At 38.5% G+C, this 23,391-nt stretch carries 24 protein-coding genes; 15 read left to right on the top strand and 9 right to left on the bottom strand.

Features of this window, described 5'->3' with window-relative positions; translation table 11 throughout:
- Positions 1-66: 66 nt before the first annotated feature.
- Genes MSG95_RS12385 through pilG form a run of 4 tightly spaced genes read right to left on the bottom strand, consistent with a single transcriptional unit; the run spans position 67 to position 3,558 of the window.
- Positions 67-2,148 carry a methyl-accepting chemotaxis protein gene (locus MSG95_RS12385; RefSeq protein WP_004705776.1) on the bottom strand — a complete coding sequence of 694 codons (2,082 nt, stop codon included), beginning with the start codon at positions 2,146-2,148 and terminating at the stop codon, positions 67-69.
- Between the two features lie 46 nt (positions 2,149-2,194).
- On the bottom strand, positions 2,195-2,731 hold the full coding sequence (locus MSG95_RS12380; RefSeq protein ID WP_004705775.1) for a chemotaxis protein CheW: 537 nt from the start codon (positions 2,729-2,731) through the stop codon (positions 2,195-2,197).
- Positions 2,732-2,788: 57 nt separating this feature from the next.
- Positions 2,789-3,151 carry a response regulator gene (locus MSG95_RS12375; RefSeq protein ID WP_004705774.1) on the bottom strand — a complete coding sequence of 121 codons (363 nt, stop codon included), beginning with the start codon at positions 3,149-3,151 and terminating at the stop codon, positions 2,789-2,791.
- 23 nt (positions 3,152-3,174) lie between these two features.
- Positions 3,175-3,558 carry a twitching motility response regulator PilG gene (gene pilG / locus MSG95_RS12370; RefSeq protein ID WP_000389061.1) on the bottom strand — a complete coding sequence of 128 codons (384 nt, stop codon included), beginning with the start codon at positions 3,556-3,558 and terminating at the stop codon, positions 3,175-3,177.
- Positions 3,559-3,841: 283 nt separating this feature from the next.
- Here pilG and MSG95_RS12365 point away from each other — a divergent pair, with 283 nt between their 5' ends.
- The 4 genes from MSG95_RS12365 to MSG95_RS12350 are packed head-to-tail and all read left to right on the top strand — an operon-like array spanning position 3,842 to position 10,548.
- On the top strand, positions 3,842-4,480 hold the full coding sequence (locus MSG95_RS12365; RefSeq protein ID WP_004705773.1) for a hypothetical protein: 639 nt from the start codon (positions 3,842-3,844) through the stop codon (positions 4,478-4,480).
- A 59-nt stretch (positions 4,481-4,539) separates the two neighbouring features.
- Entirely contained in the window at positions 4,540-5,658 is a 1,119-nt protein-coding gene (locus MSG95_RS12360; RefSeq protein WP_004705771.1) for an efflux RND transporter periplasmic adaptor subunit, read from the top strand.
- Between the two features lie 15 nt (positions 5,659-5,673).
- Positions 5,674-8,772, top strand: a complete 3,099-nt coding sequence (locus MSG95_RS12355; protein ID WP_004705770.1) for an efflux RND transporter permease subunit — start codon at positions 5,674-5,676, stop codon at positions 8,770-8,772.
- A gap of 60 nt (positions 8,773-8,832) precedes the next feature.
- On the top strand, positions 8,833-10,548 hold the full coding sequence (locus MSG95_RS12350; RefSeq protein WP_077165582.1) for a proline--tRNA ligase: 1,716 nt from the start codon (positions 8,833-8,835) through the stop codon (positions 10,546-10,548).
- A 53-nt stretch (positions 10,549-10,601) separates the two neighbouring features.
- Here the strand turns inward: MSG95_RS12350 and MSG95_RS12345 are convergent, their stop codons facing one another.
- From MSG95_RS12345 to MSG95_RS12335, 3 genes are all read right to left on the bottom strand, one after another.
- Entirely contained in the window at positions 10,602-10,943 is a 342-nt protein-coding gene (locus MSG95_RS12345; RefSeq protein ID WP_039253226.1) for a YegP family protein, read from the bottom strand.
- Between the two features lie 210 nt (positions 10,944-11,153).
- Entirely contained in the window at positions 11,154-11,498 is a 345-nt protein-coding gene (locus MSG95_RS12340; RefSeq protein WP_077165583.1) for a zinc ribbon domain-containing protein YjdM, read from the bottom strand.
- An 89-nt stretch (positions 11,499-11,587) separates the two neighbouring features.
- Positions 11,588-11,944 (bottom strand): DUF488 domain-containing protein, encoded by a 357-nt coding sequence (locus MSG95_RS12335; protein WP_077165584.1) that lies wholly within the window; start codon positions 11,942-11,944, stop codon positions 11,588-11,590.
- A 174-nt stretch (positions 11,945-12,118) separates the two neighbouring features.
- Between MSG95_RS12335 and rutD the strand changes: the two genes are divergently transcribed.
- The 8 genes from rutD (at position 12,119) to MSG95_RS12295 (ending at position 19,093) form a co-directional block, all read left to right on the top strand.
- Entirely contained in the window at positions 12,119-12,925 is an 807-nt protein-coding gene (gene rutD / locus MSG95_RS12330) for a pyrimidine utilization protein D (protein WP_077165585.1), read from the top strand.
- On the top strand, positions 12,922-13,509 hold the full coding sequence (locus MSG95_RS12325) for a malonic semialdehyde reductase (protein WP_077165586.1): 588 nt from the start codon (positions 12,922-12,924) through the stop codon (positions 13,507-13,509). The genes rutD and MSG95_RS12325 overlap by 4 nt, the downstream gene beginning before the upstream one ends.
- 358 nt (positions 13,510-13,867) lie before the next feature.
- Positions 13,868-14,986, top strand: coding sequence for a pyrimidine utilization protein A (rutA, locus tag MSG95_RS12320; protein ID WP_077165587.1), 1,119 nt, complete (start codon positions 13,868-13,870; stop codon positions 14,984-14,986).
- Positions 14,983-15,735 (top strand): pyrimidine utilization protein B, encoded by a 753-nt coding sequence (gene rutB / locus MSG95_RS12315; RefSeq protein ID WP_077165588.1) that lies wholly within the window; start codon positions 14,983-14,985, stop codon positions 15,733-15,735. The genes rutA and rutB overlap by 4 nt, the downstream gene beginning before the upstream one ends.
- Before the next feature lie 45 nt (positions 15,736-15,780).
- Positions 15,781-16,164, top strand: a complete 384-nt coding sequence (gene rutC, locus MSG95_RS12310) for a pyrimidine utilization protein C (RefSeq protein ID WP_324624798.1) — start codon at positions 15,781-15,783, stop codon at positions 16,162-16,164.
- Positions 16,165-16,230: 66 nt separating this feature from the next.
- Complete coding sequence (gene rutF / locus MSG95_RS12305) at positions 16,231-16,821, top strand: NADH-dependent FMN reductase RutF (RefSeq protein ID WP_077165590.1); 591 nt, start codon at positions 16,231-16,233, stop codon at positions 16,819-16,821.
- A gap of 31 nt (positions 16,822-16,852) precedes the next feature.
- Positions 16,853-18,205: a pyrimidine utilization transport protein G gene (rutG, locus tag MSG95_RS12300; protein WP_077165591.1), complete on the top strand. Its 1,353-nt coding sequence runs from the start codon at positions 16,853-16,855 to the stop codon at positions 18,203-18,205.
- A 15-nt stretch (positions 18,206-18,220) separates the two neighbouring features.
- Positions 18,221-19,093, top strand: a complete 873-nt coding sequence (locus tag MSG95_RS12295) for an NAD(P)-dependent oxidoreductase (RefSeq protein WP_077165592.1) — start codon at positions 18,221-18,223, stop codon at positions 19,091-19,093.
- A 47-nt stretch (positions 19,094-19,140) separates the two neighbouring features.
- Here MSG95_RS12295 and MSG95_RS12290 read toward each other — a convergent pair whose 3' ends face one another.
- On the bottom strand, positions 19,141-19,593 hold the full coding sequence (locus MSG95_RS12290) for an SRPBCC family protein (protein WP_077165593.1): 453 nt from the start codon (positions 19,591-19,593) through the stop codon (positions 19,141-19,143).
- 214 nt (positions 19,594-19,807) lie between these two features.
- Between MSG95_RS12290 and MSG95_RS12285 the strand changes: the two genes are divergently transcribed.
- The 3 genes from MSG95_RS12285 (at position 19,808) to MSG95_RS12275 (ending at position 22,392) form a co-directional block, all read left to right on the top strand.
- On the top strand, positions 19,808-20,530 hold the full coding sequence (locus MSG95_RS12285) for a YgfZ/GcvT domain-containing protein (RefSeq protein ID WP_077165594.1): 723 nt from the start codon (positions 19,808-19,810) through the stop codon (positions 20,528-20,530).
- 144 nt (positions 20,531-20,674) lie between these two features.
- Positions 20,675-21,385 carry a DsbC family protein gene (locus MSG95_RS12280; RefSeq protein WP_077165595.1) on the top strand — a complete coding sequence of 237 codons (711 nt, stop codon included), beginning with the start codon at positions 20,675-20,677 and terminating at the stop codon, positions 21,383-21,385.
- A 182-nt stretch (positions 21,386-21,567) separates the two neighbouring features.
- Entirely contained in the window at positions 21,568-22,392 is an 825-nt protein-coding gene (locus tag MSG95_RS12275) for a tetratricopeptide repeat protein (RefSeq protein ID WP_077165596.1), read from the top strand.
- Positions 22,393-22,426: 34 nt separating this feature from the next.
- Here MSG95_RS12275 and MSG95_RS12270 read toward each other — a convergent pair whose 3' ends face one another.
- Positions 22,427-23,350 (bottom strand): AEC family transporter, encoded by a 924-nt coding sequence (locus MSG95_RS12270; protein WP_077165597.1) that lies wholly within the window; start codon positions 23,348-23,350, stop codon positions 22,427-22,429.
- Positions 23,351-23,391 lie beyond the last annotated feature (41 nt).

Below are 23,391 nucleotides of genomic sequence, written 5' to 3'. Positions count from 1 at the left end.
TGTCTGGCGCTGCTCATACTTTTAAAAGAATAGCTATTATAAGAATAGCTATTCTCATCCCCCAATTTAGTCAGGTAATTTAAAGTCCGTTACTGACTCACGTAATGACTCCGACATGTTCGCCAATTCAGATACAGAACGAGCAGTATCGAAGGTTGCTGTTGTTGTTTGTGAAGTAATTTCTTGTACGACTGTCATGGTTGCAGCAATGTGACTCGCAGATGCTGACTGAAGTTTTGCAGCATCAGAAATGCTCGCAATTAAGTTTGCCAAGTCACCCGATACTTTTTGAATTTCATCAAGTGCAATACCCGCATCTTTCGCCAAGTTAGCACCACGTACAACCTCAGTTGTCGTTTGTTCCATCGAGATTACGGCTTCGTTGGTATCCGTTTGAATCGTTTTAACAAGCGTTTCAATCTGTTTAGTTGCTGAAGCAGAACGTTCTGCAAGACGTTGGACTTCATCGGCAACCACGGCGAAACCACGACCTGCTTCACCGGCCATAGATGCTTGAATTGCTGCATTTAATGCAAGAATGTTTGTTTGGTCTGCAATATCGTTAATAAGCGATACGATGTTACCAATTTCTTGTGAAGACTCACCCAAACGTTTAATACGTTTTGAAGTTTCCTGAATCTGTTCACGAATGGTATCCATACCCTCAATAGAACGGTTTACGACTTGTGCACCATTAGATGCAATAGATACCGAACGTTGTGCTACATTGGCAGATTCAGAAGCGTTGGCAGATACTTGGTCAATAGACAATGCCATTTCGTTCATTGCAGTTGATGCACCCGCAATTTCTTGTGCTTGGTGCTCAGATGCTTCTGCTAACTGGTTAGTAATGCTCTGAGTATCTTGTGTATAACGAGCAACTTCTTGAGAAGTTTCGTGAATTCGAGATACGAGGTCACGTAATTGGTCAATCGCAAAGTTAATCGAGTCGGCAATCGCACCAGTAAAGTCTTCAGATACCGTTGCATATGAACGCAAGTCACCATCTGCAAGATCGGCAATTTCATCGAGTAAACGTAAAATCGCATTCTGGTTACGATCATATTCTTCTTGTAATGTCGCTACACGCTGCTTATCTGCTTTACTACGAAGTGATAAAAGTTTTAAGACAGAACCAATTAAGCCAAGAAGCGATAATGTAAGCAATGCAACTAATGCAAAAGCCTGCCAACCGTATTGTGTTTGATCTGAAAGATCACCTAATGCGTTTAACATTGCATCAGATTGAGAGAAGATCTCACTAGATGATTGACGTACGTTTACGATCTGGTTGGTATGTTTAAGAACTGATGTCGCGGCAGATTTTAAAACTTTATCGTACTCAGTTTTAATGCCTTCCAAAGATTCACGCACTTCAGGAGAATCAACTTTAGCTACGCCTAATTCAGCATTTCCGTTTAGCTGCGCATCTAAATACACACCAAAAGTCTCGATATCGACACTAAAGTCATGCGCTGAGTTCTCAGAGTTCTCTGTACCAACGAAAACGGAGTTAATAGATCGTAGAATACGTTCCGCAATAAATACCTGGTTTTTAGCAACCACGACCTGATTACTTGATACTTTTTCACGAACCATCTTATCAACCATCAAGTTATATTCAGCTTGAATCTCAGGAATAGAGTCACTAATCGAGATATTCATATTATATAACTGGTTAATTACATCCTGTTGTGACGAGATCAAATCAATGTCATAAGCCAAAGATTTCCACAAGCCAGCTACTTTTTTGTATTCTTTTGAAGATGTACCATAAATGTCTTCGACATTTTTTATATTTTTGGCAAAAAGTTGACGCGATGCAACCAACTCTTTCATCGCTTCAGGTGATCCAGAAGCTGTTGCTTCCGTAGCCTGTCTAGAAATGGTTTGTGATAATAAGCGCAGCTCACCCATACTACGTGTTAATTCGTTATGGCGAGGTACACTATAGAATAAATAAGCAAGCGAAGTTGAAGCTACTACTAAACATACAGATGCTACATAAAGGATAGGCTTGGACTTTTTACTTTCCCCAAATAAACTGGCATATTGCTCAATTTGTGACTGGATTTTCGCAACAAAGTTGACATTCGATTTTTCGTTTACACTACGATTGCCACTTTTCTTTTTAAGTTTAAAGCCCATACAGCTTCTCCCCAGAAAAATATACTGTTTATTAACAGCATAAAAATTAGTTTATAAATTTTGTCGATGCATTCATGTAATGTGGGTTTTGCAATAGTCGACTAAATAAAAAGACGTGCCAGTGCTGATTATGCTGGTGAAAATACCCCTGACAATATTCTTTTAAATTTTCCTCCAAGTTTAAACTTTGAGAAAAAAAGCTTTTTTTATTAAAGTGTTGGATCCCCAAAACCTGATCAACAACCAGCCCCACATACTGATCTTGATGGCTAATACATAACACTTTTTGGGCAGCCGAAAATGCACTTCGTTGCCCTGAAATAAAATGTGCCAAGTCTGAAACCGAAAGTAACCTTCCCCGAATGTTTGCCAATCCTTTTACCCAACTTTGGGTATTTGGAACAGGTGTATATTTTGGTGGATAGATAACTTCTGACACTTCCCCAAGTGGTGCGACGAAGTATTGCCCTCTCATTTCAAAAGCAATTCCTGACCATCGCTCTGCTTCATTTTGGACTGAAGCGTAATTCTTATTACCTCGTTTAGATAAACGAAGTAACTCGATAAATCCGTTCGCGGCCATACTCGATCCTATAAGACGGGCTTAGACCCGCCGTTTATGTTTTTATGGATGGATGAGTTAATTTAGAAATTGTTTAATTACATCAATCAATTGCTTTTCTTCAATTGGCTTAATTAAGTAATCAAGCGCGCCTTGACGTTTGCCCCATACTCGGTCAGTTGCCTGATCTTTAGTACTCACAATAACAACTGGAATATGCTTAGTGTCTTCATCACGAGTAATCTGACGTGTTGCTTGAAAGCCATTTACACCAGGCATTACAACATCCATTAACACTAAATCAGGCTGTTCTGCTTTTGCCAAAGTTACACCATCCGCACCATTAGATGCTTCAAGTACATCATAACCATGCTTGGTTAAGATCTCTCTAAAACGATAAGTTTCTGTTGGTGAGTCATCAACAATAAGAATACGTGCCATTTCTTTGCCCTTAAATTACTTAATTATGAACTTACATGATTACGAATCGCATTTAGCAATTCATCTTTGCTAAAAGGTTTCGTCAAGTATTCATCTGAACCTACCACACGCCCTTTTGCCTGATCAAATAGACCATCTTTACTTGAGAGCATGATAACGGGAATGTTCTGATAATTTTGAGAGTTCTTAATCAGAGCACAAGTTTGATAACCGTCTAAACGAGGCATCATGATATCTACAAAAACGATATCCGGATTCGCTTCAGCAATTTTAGATAAAGCTTCAAATCCATCGACAGCAGTAATCACTTCACAACCTTCTCGTTGCAATAATGTTTCTGCTGTACGGCGAATAGTTTTTGAGTCATCAATAACCATTACTTTCAGATTTTGGAACGCATCTTCCATTTAATCTTCCATCCCCATAACATAAAATATAAATGCAATTTAACTTAAATTTGTTTTTACAGATTTATACGCATTTTTAACATATCTATACTTCTATTTTCAATGAAAGGTTTTTGTCTACTTTCTCATTTATAAACAATAACTTTTAACCTCATCACACTTTCGAAAAAATTATCATTTTTTTTATAATATTAATATTTTTATTCAGTTAAATAATAACTAATATATTTAAGATTAACTATTTAAAAATAAGTGGCTTAGCTTTCTTTTTTTGGGGAATTTTATGAATAAGCGGGTGAAATACGCCTTTTATAGGAACTGCTTGTCTGTATTTATAGGCATTGCTTCTTGTGGAGCACTGTTTTTCTCTTCCCCAACGTTTGCCGCAAATGATGCCCCTAAAGCTGTTTGGTATCGCTATTATGACCAACATGGGATTGCTAATATCAGTACATCCGTAACACCTGCACATATCCGTCATGGTTATGAAGCACTCGACCAAAATATGCAGGTGATAAAAAGAAATCATCCCTATAATTCAGAGACCGATTTAAATCAATCGTCACAACGCGCATTATCAGCCCGATACAGAGAGGAAGATAACAAATTAAAAAAGGCATATAGCAATAGTAAAACTGCTGTGATTAAAAGGGACCAAGCTCTATTGGCAATAAAAAAACAAATGAATTATCAGCAAGAACAACTCAACCATTTGCAACAAGATAAAATTTTATTTAAACGTCAGGAAATGGAATATTTCCGTAAAGGTGAAAAAGTTCCTGAGAGGCTTAAAGCATTGATTGAAAACAATCTAACCAATATTTTCAAGGTTAAACAAACACTTGAATTACTTTCAAAAAATTATAATCACACCAACAATGAGTATGAAAATATTATCGAACGTTTAAAAAAGCTTGAATAAGCGCACAGCTTTATCAAGAATAGGGGCAAAATAAAATTTGAACTACAGGATGATGCTGTATGCGCACAACGCATCTTACCCCTTCTACTTTTTTTAAATTAAGCTTAATTAGCCTGAGTTTGATTTTAGCTGCATGTCATCAGCAAGACGCACCAAAAACAACAGCATCTGAACCTAAAAAAATTGAACTTATCCCTCAAGATTTAATTTCTATAAAAGAAGGCTCCGTAGCTACTCAGACCTCTTTTACAGGAACTATTCGTGCAGTACAACAAAGTTCTATTCAAGCTCAAGTCAGTGCGACAGCAACATCCGTTAATGCAAATGTAGGTCAAAAAGTACAAAAAGGCCAAGTATTAGTCAGATTAAATAATCAAGATAATGCTGCACGTTTAGCTCAAGCTGAGGCTAATCTTGCTTCTGCTCAGGCACAAGCAGAGCTTGCACGTAATTTGATGAATCGAAAACAAAGATTACTCAATCAAGGCTTTATTGCCCGTGTAGAGTTTGAACAGAGTCAAGTAGATTATAAGGGTCAACTTGAAAGTGTTAGAGCCCAGCAAGCGAATGTTGATATTGCTAAAAAAGCTAATCGAGATGGCATTATTACGAGCCCTATTTCAGGTGTTATTACTAAACGACAAGTCGAACCAGGACAAACTGTATCGGTTGGACAAACATTATTTGAAATCGTTAATCCTGATCAATTAGAAATACAAGCGAAGCTACCTATTGAGCAACAATCTGCACTAAAAGTCGGTAGCTCTATTCAATATCAGATTCAGGGTAATTCAAAACAATTACATGCCATACTGACTCGGGTCTCACCTGTAGCGGACCAAGATAGTCGACAAATTGAATTCTTTGCAAGCCCTAAAGAAGCAATTGATTCACTCAGTATCGGCGCATTTATTAATGGCATTATTTTGCAAAATGATCGCAATCAAGGACAAACCATTCCTTTAGATAGTATTCAAAACCTGCAACAAGATCCTTTCGTATGGGTAATACGCAATCAGACTATTCAAAAGGTCAAAATTCGCGTAGTTGAGCAACGTTACAATGAAAACATTGCTTTGGTACAAGGTTTACAAAGTACAGATCAGGTAAGTCGTATCCAGTTTGAAGATTCTGATATCAATAAAAAAGTAACGCTTACAGCCGAAAAAAATAAATAAGGTAGCAAATAGCTTATGTGGTTTACCCGAATCAGTGTGAAGTACCCCGTTTTTACCATTATGATGATGCTATGCTTAATGGTACTCGGGTTAGCCTCTTGGAAACGCATGACGGTTGAAGAGTTTCCTAATGTAGATTTCCCATTCGTAGTCGTTACCACGCAATATGCTGGTGCCTCACCTGAAGCGGTTGAGTCAGATATTACCAAAAAACTCGAAGACCAAATCAACACGATTTCAGGCATTAAACAAATTACTTCACGTTCAAGTGAAGGGTCTTCGATGGTGATTGCCGAGTTTAATCTTGATACCTCTTCTGCAATTGCAGCACAAGATGTGCGCGACAAAATTGCTCCTGTTATCGCTCAATTTCGTGATGAGATTGATACGCCGATTGTGCAACGCTACGATCCTTCATCTAGCCCAATTATGTCGGTAGTGTTTGAGTCGAATACGATGAGCTTGGCTCAATTAAGTTCGTATGTAGATAAAAAAATTGTGCCTCAGCTTAAAACCGTTTCTGGTGTAGGTAATGTCAATCTACTTGGTGATGCTAAACGTCAAATCCGTATAAAAATCCATCCTGAACAATTGCAAAGCTACGGTATTGGTATTGATCAGGTTATTAACACGCTAAAAAATGAAAACATAGAAGTCCCTGCGGGAACTTTACAGCAAAAGAATTCTGAACTCGTTGTACAGATTCAATCAAAAGTTATTCATCCTTTTGGTTTTGGTGATTTGGTTATTGCCAATAAAAATGGTTCCCCTATTTTTTTAAAACAAGTAGCAACTGTTGAAGATACTCAAGCCGAACTGCAATCTAGTGCTTTTTATAATGGAAGAACGGCTGTCTCTATCGATATTTTAAAAAGTTCAGATGCTAATGTAATTCAAGTCGTCGATAAAACTTACCAAACGTTAGAGAAGCTAAAAGCTCAAATGCCTGCAGGTTTAAATTATAAAGTCGTGGCAGACAGCTCTAAAGGTATTCGTGCTTCAATTAAAGACGTTGTTCGTACCATTCTTGAAGGGGCAGGCTTAGCAGTTTTAATTGTTTTACTCTTTTTAGGTTCTTTCCGTTCTACCGTCATTACAGGTTTAACTTTACCGATTACCCTGCTTGGAACATTAACCTTCATTTGGGCTTTTGGGTTTAGTATTAACATGATGACGCTGTTAGCCCTGTCACTGAGTATTGGTCTGTTAATTGATGACGCAATTGTCGTTCGAGAAAACATAGTTAGACATACAGAGCTTGGCAAAGATCATGTCACTGCGGCTTTAGATGGCACCAAAGAAATTGGTTTAGCCGTACTCGCAACCACACTTACCATTGTGGCAGTATTTTTACCTGTTGCTTTTATGGGTGGGTTAATTGGGCGTTTCTTCTACCAGTTTGGAGTAACTGTAAGTACAGCTGTTCTTATTTCCATGTTTATCAGTTTTACACTCGACCCAATGCTTTCAGCACATTGGAAAGACCCAGTAAAGAAAAAGGAAAGTCGACTACAACGTTTCTTTAATCGTATTTCTAAATTATTAGATGGCCTTACCCATATTTATGAAAAGTTGTTGAAGCTTGCTCTGCACTTTCGTTTTATTACAGTCATTATTGCGATTGCTTCACTATTCGCTGCCTTAGGTTTATCAAAGCTTATTGGAACCGAATTTGTACCAGTCCCAGATAAAGGCGAAATTCGTATTCAGTTCGAGACGCCCGTCGATGCTTCTTTGGAATATACCCAAGCCAAACTACATCAAGTCGATCAAATTATTAGGCAATTCCCTGATGTTGTTTCTACCTACGGGGTTGTAAATAGCACAATAAACTCTGGGAAAAACCATGCGGATTTAGGAGTGACTTTAAAACCAAAACAACAACGTAGTTCAGACTTAGCAACGCTCAACAATGAGTTCCGTGATCGTTTGCAAACCGTAGCGGGCATTCATGTTACTTCCGTTGCTGCTGCTCAAGATTCAGTTTCTGGTGGTCAAAAACCTATCATGATTTCCATTAAGGGAACTGACCTAAATGAGCTGCAAAAAATTTCAAATCGGTTTATGACTGAAATGGGCAAAATTAAAGGTGTAGTCGATTTAGAAAGCTCTTTAAAAGAGCCAAAACCAACTTTAGGTGTTCATATTAATCGTGTATTGGCAAGTGACTTAGGCTTGTCTGTTTCCCAAGTTGCCAATGCAATCCGTCCATTAATTGCAGGCGATAATGTCACCACGTGGGAAGATCGTGACGGCGAAACCTATGACGTTAATATTCGGTTAAATGAAGACAAACGCATGCTTCCTCAGGACGTTCAAAATCTATATCTCAACTCAAACAAAACTGGTGCAAATGGACAATCAATATTAGTTCCATTGAGTGCGGTAGCAACAACTGAGGAAAAACTCGGCGCGTCACAAATTAATCGACGCGATCTTGAACGTGAAGTACTCATTCAAGCTAATACATCTGGACGCCCAAGTGGAGATATCGGGAAAGATATTGATAAAATGCAAAAAGCATTTAAGTTGCCTGCTGGTTATACCTTCAATACCCAAGGGGCTAATGCCGACATGGCCGAGTCTGCAGGTTATGCATTAACTGCTATTACGCTTTCCATTGTATTTATTTATATTGTTTTGGGTTCTCAGTTTAATAGTTTTATTCACCCAGCTGCGATTATGGCATCTTTGCCGCTGTCATTGATTGGGGTATTTCTTGCCCTCTTCTTGTTTAGAAGTACCCTAAATCTATTTTCGATTATTGGCATCATTATGCTTATGGGGCTGGTAACAAAAAACGCGATTTTACTTATCGACTTTATTAAAAAGTCCATGGAACATGGGGAAAGTCGTTATGATGCTATTTTACAAGCGGGTAAAACCCGTTTACGCCCAATCTTAATGACCACAAGTGCGATGGTCATGGGTATGGTTCCATTAGCTCTAGGCTTGGGTGAAGGTGGAGAGCAAAGTGCACCAATGGCTCATGCTGTTATTGGTGGTGTAATCACCTCTACCCTGTTGACACTAGTAGTTGTACCCGTCATTTTCACTTATCTGGATGACTTGAAAAACTTTCTGCTGCGTCAAACTCGACGATTCATGTCATAATGCAGCGACTATCGTATAATCTGCGTTTTTATAACGCTTAACTTTTTTAGGACTTTTTCCATGCGCGCAAGCCGCTTTTTATTTGCAACGTTGAGAGAAACCCCAAACGATGCTGAAGTGATTTCACATCAGCTCATGTTACGTGCGGGGATGATTCGTAAATTGGCATCAGGTTTATATACATGGCTGCCGATGGGAACACGTGTGCTTAAAAAAGTTGATGCGATTGTTCGTGAAGAAATGAATCGTTCAGGTGCTATGGAAGTGTTCATGCCCGTGACCCAACCCGCAAGCTTGTGGGAAGAATCAGGTCGTTATGAACAATACGGCCCTGAATTATTACGCTTCAAAGATCGTCACGACAACCCGTTTGTGCTTGGTCCTACACATGAAGAAGTAATTACCGATTTAGCACGTAACGAGCTAAAAAGTTATAAACAACTTCCTGTAAATTTCTATCAAATTCAAACCAAATTCCGTGATGAAATTCGTCCACGTTTTGGTGTAATGCGTTCACGCGAGTTCATTATGAAAGATGCTTATTCTTTCCATGCAACTCAAGAATCATTACAAGAAACTTATGACGTGATGTACGACACTTATAGCCGTATCTTTACTCGCTTAGGTTTAGACTTCCGCCCAGTTCAAGCTGACACAGGCTCGATTGGTGGTTCAGCTTCACATGAATTCCATGTATTGGCTTCAAGTGGCGAAGATGACATCGCATTTTCAACTGAATCTGATTATGCAGCAAACGTTGAAATGGCTGAGGCAGTTTTAGTGGGTGAGCGTGCAGCACCTACACAAGAATTTAAATTGGTTGAAACACCAAACCAAAAAACAATTGATGATGTTTGCCAGTTCTTAAATGCTGATCCGAAACAATCAGTAAAAGCATTATTAGTTCAAGGTGTTGCTGATGAAAAAGGCAATGTTCCTGTAGTTGCCCTATTCTTACGTGGCGATCACGAACTGAATGAAATTAAAGCTGAGAAACATCCTTTAGTTGCCGCTCCTCTTACATTTGCAACTGAAGAGCAACTTCAAGCATTTGGTTTAACGGCTGGCTTTACAGGTCCACAAGGTTTAGTTGAAAAAGGCTTAACTGTTATTGTTGATCGCGCTGCATCTGTTCTTTCTGACTTCGTTGCTGGTGCAAATGAAGCTGATAAACACGCTGTAGGCGTAAACTGGGAACGTGATGCGCAAATCACTGAAGTCTTTGATTTACGTAATGTGGTTGAAGGCGACCCATCTCCAGATGGTAAAGGCACGATCCAAATTAAACGCGGTATTGAAGTAGGTCATATTTTCCAGCTTGGTACTAAGTACTCTGAAGCTTTAGGTTGTAAAGTTTTAGGTGAAGATGGTAAGCCATTTACAGTAACAATGGGCTGTTACGGTATTGGTGTAACACGTGTAGTTGCAGCTGCAATTGAACAAAACTACGATGACAAAGGTATTATTTGGCCACAAGCGATTGCTCCTTTTGAAATCGCAATTGTTCCAATGAATGCACACAAATCACCTCGTACTCTTGAAGCAGCTGAAGCACTTTATGCAGAACTTCAAGCTCAAGGTTTTGACGTATTACTTGATGACCGTAACGAACGTCCAGGCGTTAAATTCTCTGACCTTGAGTTAATGGGTATTCCACACCGTATTGTGATTGGTGAGAAAGGTCTTGATGCTGGTACTTTTGAATATAAAGGTCGCCGCGATGCTGAAGCGAGCAATTTAACTAAAGAAGAACTTGCAGCTAAATTAGCTCGTTAATAAATACATAAATAAAAAAGCAGCTTTTAGAAGCTGCTTTTTTACATTTAATTTTATGCCTGAACCGTTAAATCTTTAATGGTTGTCGAAGATCCATTGGTTTTAACCGATTCAATCCCTTTGTCGCGTGATGCTTCGCTCGCGTAGAACTGACTCGTACCAATAATTTGATGATTGGCTGCTTTTAAATTGAAGTAAGGTTTTCCATTTTTTGCAGTTAAACGATCGTATCGCCCATCGTCACCACTATTTTTTTGAACTGACTCAATACCATTGACTGCCGATGCTTTCGCTTTATATAGCTCACTATTTAAAATAATTTCGCCATTACCAGCCTTGAGTACAAAGCGATATTGTCCATCACTCGCTTGTGAAATCTCGTACCATCCTGCCATATGAACCTCGTTTTTTTGTTGATGTGGGTATGACTTTCGTTATTATTCTGGACGAAAGTTATTTGTTATTGATGACAATATAAATGAGGTGTGCAACTTTGGATAGACTACTTTTTATACATTATCGTAATAAAATTATAAGGATGTTGAAAGTTAAAAAGGTAAAGGCTACATGAGTACCTCTACCAAGATGTAATTAAAATTAACAAATTAAGCTTTTTTTACAAATTCAGATTTTAATTTCATCTGACCAATACCATCAATTTTGCAATCAATATTATGGCCATCACTTGCATCTGGAACTAAACGAATTGTTTTTACTTTTGTTCCTACTTTTACAACCGAAGATGAACCTTTAATTTTTAAATCTTTAATCACAGTGACATTATCGCCATCTGCCAAGACATTACCATTTGCATCTTTAATCACTTCTTGTTCATCAGCAATTGAAGCTCCCCCTTCCTTCCACTCATGTGAGCATTCAGGGCAAATTAGTAAGTCGCCGTCTTGATAAGTATATTCTGATTGGCATTTTGGGCAATTTGGCAAAGACATAAAAAAATCTCAAAAAGTATATTATGCGAGATATGACTCATTTTTAAAGTTTTAAATAAAAGACTTTTACCAAAAAAAATTTTATACATTCATTTTGAGTTTTTACTTAATAAATATTCTTTCAAAATAATTGCATGGTTATTTTCCACATCTTTTGCTGAATATAAAAGCGTAACTGTATGTTTTACCGCAATGTGCTGTAGCTCTTCGACTGCGGAGTTGGTTTCTAGCTCTTTTAAATAACATCGCTTAAATTCTTCCCAATGATCTGGCGTTGCCGCATGGAACCACTTGCGCAATTCAGTTGAAGGCGCCACTTCTTTTAACCATAAATCTAAATGAGCATTTTCTTTACTTATTCCGCGGCTCCATAGCCGATCAACTAATATTCGTTTCCCATCACTAGGGTCAGCATTTTCATAAATTCTTTTAATTTGGATATCCATTTCTGACCTCTACTCTGCTGAATCTAGACATTATTGGTTTAACCATTACAGTGATTTGCCTGCTTCTACAATCTAAATCTTTTGCACAAAATATTATCTCAATTTGCCATTTTTGATTAATTCAGGCATATAAATTGCTTTTGAACTTTTCATTATTTTATCAAATGGTAAAAAATGAAATATTATATTTATCCATGTTACTCTCAGGAAGACGCCCCTTATTTGATTTTGTCATCTGGGTTAGGTGGTCATGCTAGTTTTTGGAGTCCACAGCTTGAATCATTGAGTGGACATTTCAACGTCGTGACTTATGACCAAGAAGGCTGTCACCAAGACAGTGCTTTATTACCTGCACACTACCATATGTGTGACATGGCAAATCAAGTACTACACTTATTAGAACATCTTCAAATTTATGAGTTCCATATGATCGGGCATGCTTTGGGTGGCATCATCGGAATGGAACTCGCAAAGCAACTGAAATCTAGCTCAATTACCATGCTCAGCCTGACACTGATTAATGCGTGGGACAAACTAGATGCGCATACACAAAAATGTTTTGATGCCCGTATCGCATTATTGGCGTCAGCAGGTACTGAAGCCTATGTGCGTGCACAGGCATTATTTTTGTATCCTCCAGCCTGGATTTCTCAGAATCATAGCCATATTAAAAGTACTGAAGATATTCAACTCCAAAGTTTTCCACCTAAGACAAATGTCTTTGCCCGACTCAAAGCATTAATGCATTTTCAATTACAGACAGAGCACGTACAGGCACTACAAGACACAGCAATTCATATCGTCGCCAATCAAGATGATTTTTTAGTTCCGGTACATAAATCACAAGATCTTTTTACCAAACTCGGTCATGGTCAACTTTGCATTTTACCCTCTGGTGCCCATGCTTCCACAGTGACCGAGTCTCAACCACTAAATCAAACTTTCATCCAATTTTTCTACAGTATTAAGGCTTTATCATGAATGCAAAAACATTAAATATTTTAGATCAACTTTTTTTAGAAGCTAGAACCCACAGCACATGGTTAGATAAAGCCGTCCCCCCTGAGCAAATTCAACAAATTTATGATCTGGTCAAAATGGCACCGACTTCTGCCAACTGTAGCCCAGCTCGTTTTGTATTTTTAACAACACCTGAAGCTAAACAAAAACTCAAGCCAGCATTGTTGTCTGGCAATGTAGAAAAGACGATGACAGCTCCTGTCACTGTTTTGGTTGCAACCGATGCAAGATTTTATGACAAACTGCCAGAACTATTTCCTTATGCCGATGCAAAATCATGGTTTACATCAAGTGAAGCCGTAGCACATGAAACTGCCTTTCGTAATAGTTCATTGCAAGCTGCATATTTAATTATGGCATGCCGTAGTTTAGGTTTAGATACAGGTCCAATGTCTGGTTTTGACGCGAAACTGGTTGATGAGCTATTTTTTGCAGGGACAAATCATCATATTAATCTCATCATTAATATCGGCTATGGCGACCCTCAAAAAGTTTATACTCGCCTTCCTCGCTTAAATTTTGAAGAGGCTTGTCGGGTGGAATGATTAAAGTCCATACCACTCTCTTTAATCTCAAAAGAGAAATATCTTAGTTCTACACGGCGACTTCAATGTCGCCTTTTTTGTTCTACTGTCTCAGAACAATGAATGTAATACGCACTCCAAAAGCAAAATTGATCAAATGATGCACAATGAAGCAAGTTAGTTCCTGCTTGGTGCATAACCGCATTATTTTTTACTATTTGATAAAAATTATACCAAACAATAAATTCAAGACATTGATAAGTATTTAGATATTAAAGTTGGCACGCACTATGCATTATTAAAAATACAAACAAATACTGAAAATTATATCTTTTATAACTTTCAGTTCGACTTCCTAAACTCACGATGGGGAATCAAGATGAAGATCGGCGTTTTTTGTCCAATTGGAAATAATGGCTGGCTGCTTTCAGAAAATGCACCGCAATATAAACCTACCTTTGAGTTAAACAAACAAATTGTACAACGTGCTGAACACTACGGTTTTGACTTTGCCCTTTCCATGATTAAGTTGCGTGGCTTTGGCGGAAAAACTGAGTTTTGGGACTACAACCTTGAAACATTTACCCTCATGGCAGGTCTCGCTGCCGTCACCAGTAAAATCCAAATTTATGCAACCGCAGCAACACTAGTCATGCCTCCTGCAATTGTGGCACGTATGGCATCGACCATAGACTCGATTTCCAACGGTCGCTTTGGACTAAATGTCGTGACTGGATGGCAAATGCCTGAATACTCCCAAATGGGTATGTGGCCCGGCGATGAATATTTTGCTAAACGCTATGACTACTTATCTGAATATGTCGAAGTTTTACGTGAACTTTGGGCAACCGGGAAGTCAGACCTAAAAGGCGAGTTTTTCCAGATGAATGATTGTCAGGTCAAACCACGGCCTCAAGCTGATATGAAAATTATCTGTGCAGGACAGTCTGATGCTGGTTTAGCTTTTTCCGCAAAATATGCCGATTACAACTTTGTTTTTGGAAAAGGTTTAAACACACCGACAGCCTATGCCGAAATTAATGATCGCTTAAGAGCTCAAACTGACAAAACTGGACGCAATGTACAGACCTATGTGTTGTTTATGGTAATTGCAGCCGAAACAGATGCTTCTGCAATGCAGAAATGGCAACACTATAACGATGGTGCGGACATGGAAGCTATTCGTTGGCTACAAGACCAAGGTGCAAAAGATAAAGTGTCTGGCACTGACACCAATATTCGTCACATGGCCTCTAGCGTTTCTCCAGTCAATATCAATATGGGCACCATTGTTGGCTCTTTTAAAAATGTCGCAAAAATGCTTGATGAGATTTCCGAGATTGAAGGTACAGAAGGAATTTTGTTGACCTTTGATGACTTTGTACAAGGTGTAGAAGATTTTGGTCAACGCATTCAACCGCTCATGAAATGTCGTGAAAGTGTCGTTACCGAACTGGCAGAGCAAGCCGAACCAACTGTTTTGGAGAAAAGCGCATGAATGAAATGTCTAATATTGTGTGTGCAGAATTCACGGCACAGATTGGTACAGGCAAAGTATTAAAAGCAGAACCTGAACATATTCAACTAGCAGCAGAACAAACTGCACTTGTTGTGATTGATATGCAAAATGCCTACACCTCTTTAGGTGGGTATTTAGATTTAGCAGGTTTTGATGTCTCAAAGACTAAGCCTGTAGTCGAAAATATTAAAAAGGCGATCGATGCTGCACATAGTGCAGGGATTCAGGTCATCTATTTCCAAAATGGTTGGGATAAAAACTACGTTGAGGCTGGTGGTTTAGGCTCACCAAATTTTCATAAATCCAATGCCTTAAAAACCATGCGTAAACGCCCCGAATTACAAGGCCAACTTTTATCTAAAGGCGGTTGGGACTTTGCTTTAATTGATGAGTTACAACCACTTCCACAAGACATCATTATTGAAAAGCCACGTTATAGCGGTTTCTTTAACACCGCGCTCGACAGCATTTTACGTGCTCGTGGCATTCGTAATTTGGTCTTTGTTGGTATTGCCACCAATGTCTGTGTCGAGTCGACCTTACGTGATGGTTTCTTTTTGGAATATTTCGGTGTTGCACTTAAAGATGCTTGCTATCAAGCCGGACCTCAAGAGGCTCACGACGCAGCGCTATATAACATTAAAACTTTTTTTGGCTGGGTATCTGACACCAATAGTTTTATTGAAACCTTTAGTTCGGCATCAACATTGCTACAGCAATCTGCCTAATTCATACATTTAATTTTATCTAAAATTTTTGATTTGGAGCATCTTATGTCTAAACAAGTTGTTATTCCTGAAGGAACATCGGCAACACTTGCACCCTATGTTCCTGCAACCAAAGCAGACAATATTGTGTATGTCTCAGGCACATTAGCTTTTGATGAAAATAATAATGTGGTTTGTGTTGGTGATGCTGCAGGACAGACTCGCCATATTTTAGAAACAATCAAAAAAGTGATTGAAACTGCGGGTGGCACCATGGATGACGTAACGTTCAATTCCATTTTCATTAAAGATTGGGCGGACTATACCGCAGTGAATACGGTATATGCAGAATATTTTCCGGGTGACAAACCTGCTCGCTTTTGTATCCAGTGCGGCTTGGTGAAACCCGATGCCTTAATTGAAATTGCATCGATTGCCCATGTGGGATAAACGATGTCACTGATAAAAACCTTCAGCATCATCACTAATGTGATGTTTTAGCCTCGATTCATTGTAATGATCATGCATTGGGGTTGGAGAGCAATCATGCAAAAAACAGAAGAGAAACAGGTTTTAACTCCATCTACGATTCAGCAGGCTCAAACATGCTCAACACACTTAGAAGTAGATCAGCATACTTTTAGACAAGGCATGGCAAATCTTGGAGCAGCAGTGAATGTCATCACGACAGATGGGCCTGCGGGACAGGCTGGCTTTACAGCCTCCGCTGTATGTAGCGTAACAGATACACCGCCGACACTATTGGTTTGTCTCAACCGCTCAGCATCAGTTTTTAATACTTTTAAACAAAATGAGGTACTTTGTGTCAATACTTTAGCTGCCCATCAAAGTACGCTATCTACAATTTTCGGTGGAAAAACACCAATGCCAGAACGCTTTGCTCATGGGGAATGGAGCAAGCTACTCACTGGTTCTCCGATTTTGAATGAGGCCTTGGTATCATTTGATTGTGAAATTGTACAAAGCATGAGTATCGGTAGTCATGATGTCTTGTTTTGTTCGGTCAAAGCAATGAAACACCAAAGTGGACTTAATGCACTTATGTACTTCAACCGCAATTATTGCGAATTACAAACAGCATGCTAATGCAGATAAAAAATGAAAAAGAGGATCTGTTATGCGAACAAAAGAATCTTGGCTTCCTAAATTTAAGCCGCACACAGGTAATTTAGAAACTCCCGTACAAATTGATGAATATCTTCCTCCTGGTAAAAGTATTGTTTTGGGGTTACAACATGCTTTTGCGATGTTCGGAGCAACTGTTTTAGCCCCGTTACTCATGGGCTTTGATCCGAACCTCACCATTTTTATTACTGGTATTGGCACCATCTTGTTCTTTTTAATGACAGGTGGGCGTATGCCTAGCTATCTCGGATCAAGCTTCGCCTTTATTGGCGCAGTCGCAGCCGCTACAGGCTATGCAGGGGTTGGAGCAAATCCAAATTTAGCTGTGGCGCTTGGCGGTACAATCATTTGCGGTTTGATTTATGCTTGCATCGGTTTAATTGTGATGAAAACTGGAACTGCATGGATTGAAAAACTCATGCCACCCGTGGTCACTGGTGCAATTGTGATGATTATTGGTTTAAACCTTGCACCTGTAACAATTAAAAGCGTTTCGACAAATAGCTTTGATACGTGGATGGCAGTCATTACCATTTTATGCATTAGTGCCGTTGCTGTTTTTACAAGAGGTATGATTCGCCGCCTTCTATTACTCATCGGGCTCATCAGTGCTTATTTTATTTATTTTCTACTCACCAATATCTTAGGGTTAGGCAAACCCATCGATTTTAATGCGATCAGTCAAGCTGCATGGTTTGGCCTACCCACTTTTCACTCACCTGTTTTTAATGCCAAAGCTATTTTATTGATTGCACCTGTTGCGCTTATTTTAGTCGCTGAAAACTTAGGACATTTCAAAGCTGTTTCTGCCATGACAGAACAAAATTTATCGCCGTATATGGGTCGTGCTTTTTTTGCAGATGGTATTTGTACAAGTTTATCAGCTTCTGTTGGTGGTACAGGTATGACGACTTATGCTGAAAATATTGGTGTGATGGCTGTAACTAAAGTCTATTCAACGACTATTTTTGTGATTGCGGGACTATTTGCAATTCTACTCGGTCTATCCCCTAAATTTGGAGCAATCATTAGCACCATCCCTGTTGCTCTATTAGGCGGTGCGTCCATTGTTGTCTTTGGCTTAATTACTGTAGCTGGAGCAAAAATTTGGATCGATAACAAAGTTGATTTCACCAAAAATAGTACTTTAATTATTGCAGCAGTCAGCTTGATTATGGGTGCTGGTAATTTAAGTCTACATATTGGGCCATTTGACTTAGGGGGTATTGGAACTGCGACACTTGCAGCAATTGTGCTTAACCTATTACTCAACAGAACGGAAAAATCCGAAAGTCAATCTATTGAAAAATCAGTAGAACCGCTTAATTCTGTCCCACACCTTTAATTCTGGAGAAACTCCTTGATTCAAAGTGCTTCATTTATCGGTTTAGGTGCAATGGGATGGCACATGGCTTCCCATTTAACCCAAGTATGTAGCCAAGTCTATGTTTGGAATCGTACTTTTGCCAAAGCAAAGCAACATGAACAAACCTTTGGTACGCAGGCTGTAGACCTGACACAAGCTCTGCAAGCAGATATTATCTTTTCATGCCTACCGACTAGCCAAGATGTAGAAAATTTAATTGCGGATTCTCAACTAAAACAAGGCTGTATTTGGGTAGACTGCACTAGCGGTGTGCCAGAGACTGCAAGAAAACTCAGTCAACAGCTCAAATTAAGTGGAGTTGATTATTTAGATGCACCAGTTTCAGGACAAACGATTGGGGCTGAACGAGGAACTCTCACGGTAATGGTCGGAGGTAACGAGTCTGCTTTTAAAAGAGCAAAACCAATCATTCAAGCATTTGCTAATTTAATTGAATATGTCGGCGAAAGCGGTGCTGCTTTTGCAGTAAAAGCTATCAATAACACACTAATGGCAACACATCTTTGGGCGCTAGCAGAGGGTTTGAGCATTCTTAAATCTCAAGGCGTAAATTTACATTCCGCAATGAACTGCATTAACCACTCTAGTGGCAAAAGCAATGTTTCAGAACATATTATGATGCAACGTGTTTTAAGCCGTAAATTTGAAAAAACTTTTGCTTTAGATTTATTACAAAAAGATATTGGGATAGCACTAAATTTAGTTACTCAAAATAATTTAGAACTGCCAGCTTTTAGTCTAATTCAACAACAGTTTAATCAGGTTTCCCGACCTGATGCACAACAAGTCGATTTTTCAGCCATAGTTAAATTATTGGAACAACAAAACCAATTAGAGCTATGTTAAGAGTAAGTCTTACGACCTACTCTTTTTTTTAGAAAAATAAAATTCTTTTACTGATCCGGAATTGCAGCTTCCACCAAAAGTGCCAATAACGACAAAGACTCTTGCCATCCTAAATAGCATGCCTCTACAGGAATAACTTCGGGTATTCCTTCTTGAGTAATATGCACCTCCGTGCCGACCAGTACAGTCTTTAATGTAATAGTCACCTGCATCGTACCAGGTAAATTTGCATCATCGAATTGATCGTTATAACGAATTAACTCATTTGGGATAAGTTCAACATAAGTTCCACCAAATGAATGTGTTGATCCTGTCGAAAAGTTAGTAAAACTCATTTTGTATGAGCCACCTACATTTGAATCAAAACTATGAACTTTCGCAGTAAAGCCGTGAGGAGCCATCCACTTAACTAAAGCATCTGGGTCTAGAAATGCGCGATAAATACGTTCAGCAGGTGCTTTAAATACGCGATGTAATTTTACTGTACCTGTTGCCATGATCTTCTCCTTATTTTTAATTCCATTTAAGTTATAGAAATAATGTTTACTAGCTTAAACTTTAGAAAGTGTTTTAACGTATATTTTTGGTGTTTTTTCAACCTAATCAGCTTATTTTAAACAAAACTAAATTACGAAAACTAAGGCTGATTTTTTAGTAAAAATGGAGCAAAATAGTCAGCAATCATAATGAAACATATTGAATTTGAGATTAATCATGAGTCTGCTCGCTTTCTCCTCTTATGCATTAAACGGTGTAGATGCACAGAAGTTTTTACAAGGTCAAGTGACTGTCGATACTGAACGTTTAGCTGAAAATGAAACACGCTATACAGCCATTTGTGATCTTAAAGGCCGTATTCATTTTGGCCTGTGGCTGAAAAAGTTGAACGCTGAAAGTTTTGAGATTGTTGTTACTCAAGATCAAGCTGAAGAGTTCGCCAAGCATATTAAAAAATATGGCGCATTTTCAAAAATGACTTTAAGTGAACAAGGCGCTGTGTTTCCAAAAGTTGTAAATGGTCACACTGAGTTCAGCTCTACAGAAACTGATGTTTCCGAATGGCAAAAACAAGCCATCATGACGGGGCAAGCATGGATTGCTCAAGCGACCGAACATGAGTTCCAACCACAAGAATTACGTTTACATCAACGTGAAGGCGTCAATTACGATAAAGGCTGTTACTTAGGTCAAGAAATTGTCGCACGCCTTTGGTTTAAAGCAAAACCAAAACACTGGTTGCATCTAGTTCAAGGTACAGATGAAGCACCTGCTCCAGCTACTCAATTAAATAACGATATTGAAGTAGTAAATAGTACTCAAACCACTGACGGATATATTGCATTAGTAGTTGCAAAACCAGCCGCTCTAGCTGAACTCGGTCTTCAAGTCCTCGATTTGCCAGAAGCATTAAGTGGTGATGTGGCTAGACCACAGTAATTATATTTAGTAAATAAAAAGCCCTTAGAGACTCTATGGGCTTTTTTATAGATACAAAATTCTAATAAATTCATTTAATTAGGGCATCAATTTTTTAATTTTTCTATGCCATCATAATCTAGGTTGAAATCTAAGAGAAAAAATATGAAAACTAAACTTGCTACACTCATGTTGAGTTTGGCTTTTTTCGGTTCTGCTCATGCTGATGTGAAAACACTTGAACAAAATCTGAAGACAAATTATCCAGACTTACCTGTAAAAGGTGTTTATCAATCACCTGTGCAAGGTATTTATGAAGTGTATACAAGCGGTCGTATTGTTTATACCAATCAAGATGCTAAATACTTTTTTGTAGGCAATTTAGTTGATATCAAACAACAAAAAAATATGACAGAAGAACGAATTGCCGAATTGGGTAAAATTGATGTCAAAAGCCTCCCCCTAAATCAGGCGATAAAATATGTAAAAGGTAAAGGTGAGCGTACTCTTTATATTTTCAGTGACCCAGATTGCCCTTACTGTCAGCGTTTAGAACAAAATATGGTTGGGGTGGATAACGTAACGGTATATGTATTCTTATATCCGCTGACTAGCTTGCACCCAAATGCTGAGAAAGTTGCAAATCAAATCTGGTGTTCAAAGAATTCGTCTGAAGCTTGGACTAACTATATGCTTAATCGCAAATTGCCGACTAATAGCAAAAGCTGCTCAAGTCCAATTCAAAAGAATATCGCTTTAGGCCAAAAATTAAATATCGATGGAACACCAACCCTGTTCTTGCAAGATGGACAAAGAATCTCTGGTGTACCAAGTGATGCAAAACAAATTGAAGCATTACTTAAGTCAGAAAAATAAGTCTATATGCCACTCTCTTAGCTAGAGTGGCATATCATTTTTCTCCACAGTTTGCTTTATAGACATCGTTTTATATACAAATCGGCTGTTTACTTTCATGCATCACTATTTATGATGAGAAGTTGAGTTGATTCAATACATCGACGGAATGATGTAGCTACGAAGTAAAAGGTTAAAAAGAAATGAAGAAATTACTCATCGCCAGCCTAATCGCCATTTCAAGTTCTTCCATTTTTGCGGCAGACAATACAGCATCTGTGGCAAAAAATGATGTCTTTAAACAGGCAGAACAACTGTATGCAGCAAAAAATTATCCTGCTGCCTTTCAAGAAGTCCAGCGTCTTGCACAGACAGGAAATGCTCAAGCGATCTATAACTTAGGCTATATGACGCAAATGGGCCAAGGTACTGCCAAAGATAATGCTAAAGCTCTGAAATATTATGAAGATGCCTCAAACAAAGGTTATGCTCAGGCCAGTTATAGAATTGCACAGATTTATGAAACTGGTGAGTTAGGCGTTGCAAAAGATAGTAATAAATTTAGCCAATATGTACAGAAAGCATCAGCTCAAGGCTCTGATGATGCAACGGTAAAAATTGCGACCATTTTATTTGCTCAGAAAAAGCCACAGTCTCATCAAATTGCTTTACAAAAGCTAGCGCCTTTAATCAGAAAAGGTAACTATCCAGCTACTCAGGTGAAAGCACTTTATGATATTAGCCAAGGTGTCGAAAATAAAAATCCGTTAATGAAACGCCAAGGCATTGAAGCATTACAAGCGATCGCCCAAAAAGGTTATGCGCCAGCATCTATGGCTTTAGCGACCATGATGGCGAATGGCAATATCATTCCACAAAATTTACCTGAGGCCAAAAAGATCTTTACTGAACTTGCCAATCAAAATGTTCCTAACGCTAGAGAATCTTTAGCTTCAGTCGAAAAGATTATTGCTGAGAAGAATAAACAAGCTGCGGCCGCACCTACACAGTCCGCACCTAAAAAATAGTAAAGAAACAATAGCCCCGTATGGGGCTTTTGTTTTACCACCACAAAGCGATAAGCCCACTTACTCCAATAAAACCAATAATGGTACTTATCATTAAAGGTGTTAACGCCTTTTCATTTAAACCGTATGCTTGTCCAAAAATACCAAAAGCAATTGGCATCGGCAGCGCTGCAATTAATGTTCCTGCATAAAGCATTTCACGGCTTACATTTGGCAATAAAAGAAACAATCCAAAAATCACAGCTGGCATAAGAATGACATTAAACCCAGCTAACAATATACTTTGTAAATTCACGGCGGTAATTCCTATACCAACCAAACTGCCGCCAATAGCAAATAATGCTAAAGGTGAGGCTGTTTTTCCTAAAAGTTCTAAAGCTTGCCCAAGTTTTGAAGGCAGATGAATGCCGAGTAAAATACAGCTCATGCCAACCAAAATTGCAATAATTACGGGGTTTTTAAGTAAATTAATAAATGTCTTTTTCAGCAAAGGAAAAAGCTGTTGCTGTTGCTGTAATCCCGCTTCAGCCAAAATGAGCATTAAAGCGACGATTAATAAATTTTCAATAATTAAAGTTAAAGATATATAGATTGCAGCATGACTACCCATGAGCATGGTCAAAATAGCGGTACCCATAAATCCTGTATTTGACATAGAAGCACCCATCGATATGACGGCACTATGGGTTAGGCTGTTTTTAAAAAGCTTTCGATAAATAATAAAAGCAAGAAAAAACAAGATTAAAGAGCCGCCACCATAAGCAATAAAATAAAATGGGTGCCAAATCTCTTGTAAGTTTTTATTGGCTAAAGACTGAATTAAAAATGCAGGAAGAGCAATTTTAATAACAAATGCGCTCAGGGCCCTAATCTGCTCAGGTGTTACCAATTTAATGAGGACACTACAGTACCCCATCAACAATAAAATTAAAATTGGTAAAATTACCTGAAAAACCACAGAATGTTCCCTCACTCATCTGAAAATAAAAACGGGCAAAT

The sequence above is a fragment of the Acinetobacter sp. IK23 genome, assembly GCF_035615275.1.
Lineage (GTDB): Bacteria > Pseudomonadota > Gammaproteobacteria > Pseudomonadales > Moraxellaceae > Acinetobacter > Acinetobacter seifertii.
This window is presented reverse-complemented; position numbering and strand designations above follow the sequence as displayed.

Coding starts and splice junctions, on each gene's coding strand:
- MSG95_RS12385 (WP_004705776.1), bottom strand. CDS start 2,148: ATGGGCTTTAAACTTAAAAAGAAAAGTGGCAATCGTAGTGTAAACGAA.
- MSG95_RS12380 (WP_004705775.1), bottom strand. CDS start 2,731: ATGGCCGCGAACGGATTTATCGAGTTACTTCGTTTATCTAAACGAGGT.
- MSG95_RS12375 (WP_004705774.1), bottom strand. CDS start 3,151: ATGGCACGTATTCTTATTGTTGATGACTCACCAACAGAAACTTATCGT.
- pilG (WP_000389061.1), bottom strand. CDS start 3,558: ATGGAAGATGCGTTCCAAAATCTGAAAGTAATGGTTATTGATGACTCA.
- MSG95_RS12365 (WP_004705773.1), top strand. CDS start 3,842: ATGAATAAGCGGGTGAAATACGCCTTTTATAGGAACTGCTTGTCTGTA.
- MSG95_RS12360 (WP_004705771.1), top strand. CDS start 4,540: ATGCGCACAACGCATCTTACCCCTTCTACTTTTTTTAAATTAAGCTTA.
- MSG95_RS12355 (WP_004705770.1), top strand. CDS start 5,674: ATGTGGTTTACCCGAATCAGTGTGAAGTACCCCGTTTTTACCATTATG.
- MSG95_RS12350 (WP_077165582.1), top strand. CDS start 8,833: ATGCGCGCAAGCCGCTTTTTATTTGCAACGTTGAGAGAAACCCCAAAC.
- MSG95_RS12345 (WP_039253226.1), bottom strand. CDS start 10,943: ATGGCAGGATGGTACGAGATTTCACAAGCGAGTGATGGACAATATCGC.
- MSG95_RS12340 (WP_077165583.1), bottom strand. CDS start 11,498: ATGTCTTTGCCAAATTGCCCAAAATGCCAATCAGAATATACTTATCAA.
- MSG95_RS12335 (WP_077165584.1), bottom strand. CDS start 11,944: ATGGATATCCAAATTAAAAGAATTTATGAAAATGCTGACCCTAGTGAT.
- rutD (WP_077165585.1), top strand. CDS start 12,119: ATGAAATATTATATTTATCCATGTTACTCTCAGGAAGACGCCCCTTAT.
- MSG95_RS12325 (WP_077165586.1), top strand. CDS start 12,922: ATGAATGCAAAAACATTAAATATTTTAGATCAACTTTTTTTAGAAGCT.
- rutA (WP_077165587.1), top strand. CDS start 13,868: ATGAAGATCGGCGTTTTTTGTCCAATTGGAAATAATGGCTGGCTGCTT.
- rutB (WP_077165588.1), top strand. CDS start 14,983: ATGAATGAAATGTCTAATATTGTGTGTGCAGAATTCACGGCACAGATT.
- rutC (WP_324624798.1), top strand. CDS start 15,781: ATGTCTAAACAAGTTGTTATTCCTGAAGGAACATCGGCAACACTTGCA.
- rutF (WP_077165590.1), top strand. CDS start 16,231: ATGATCATGCATTGGGGTTGGAGAGCAATCATGCAAAAAACAGAAGAG.
- rutG (WP_077165591.1), top strand. CDS start 16,853: ATGCGAACAAAAGAATCTTGGCTTCCTAAATTTAAGCCGCACACAGGT.
- MSG95_RS12285 (WP_077165594.1), top strand. CDS start 19,808: ATGAGTCTGCTCGCTTTCTCCTCTTATGCATTAAACGGTGTAGATGCA.
- MSG95_RS12280 (WP_077165595.1), top strand. CDS start 20,675: ATGAAAACTAAACTTGCTACACTCATGTTGAGTTTGGCTTTTTTCGGT.
- MSG95_RS12275 (WP_077165596.1), top strand. CDS start 21,568: ATGAAGAAATTACTCATCGCCAGCCTAATCGCCATTTCAAGTTCTTCC.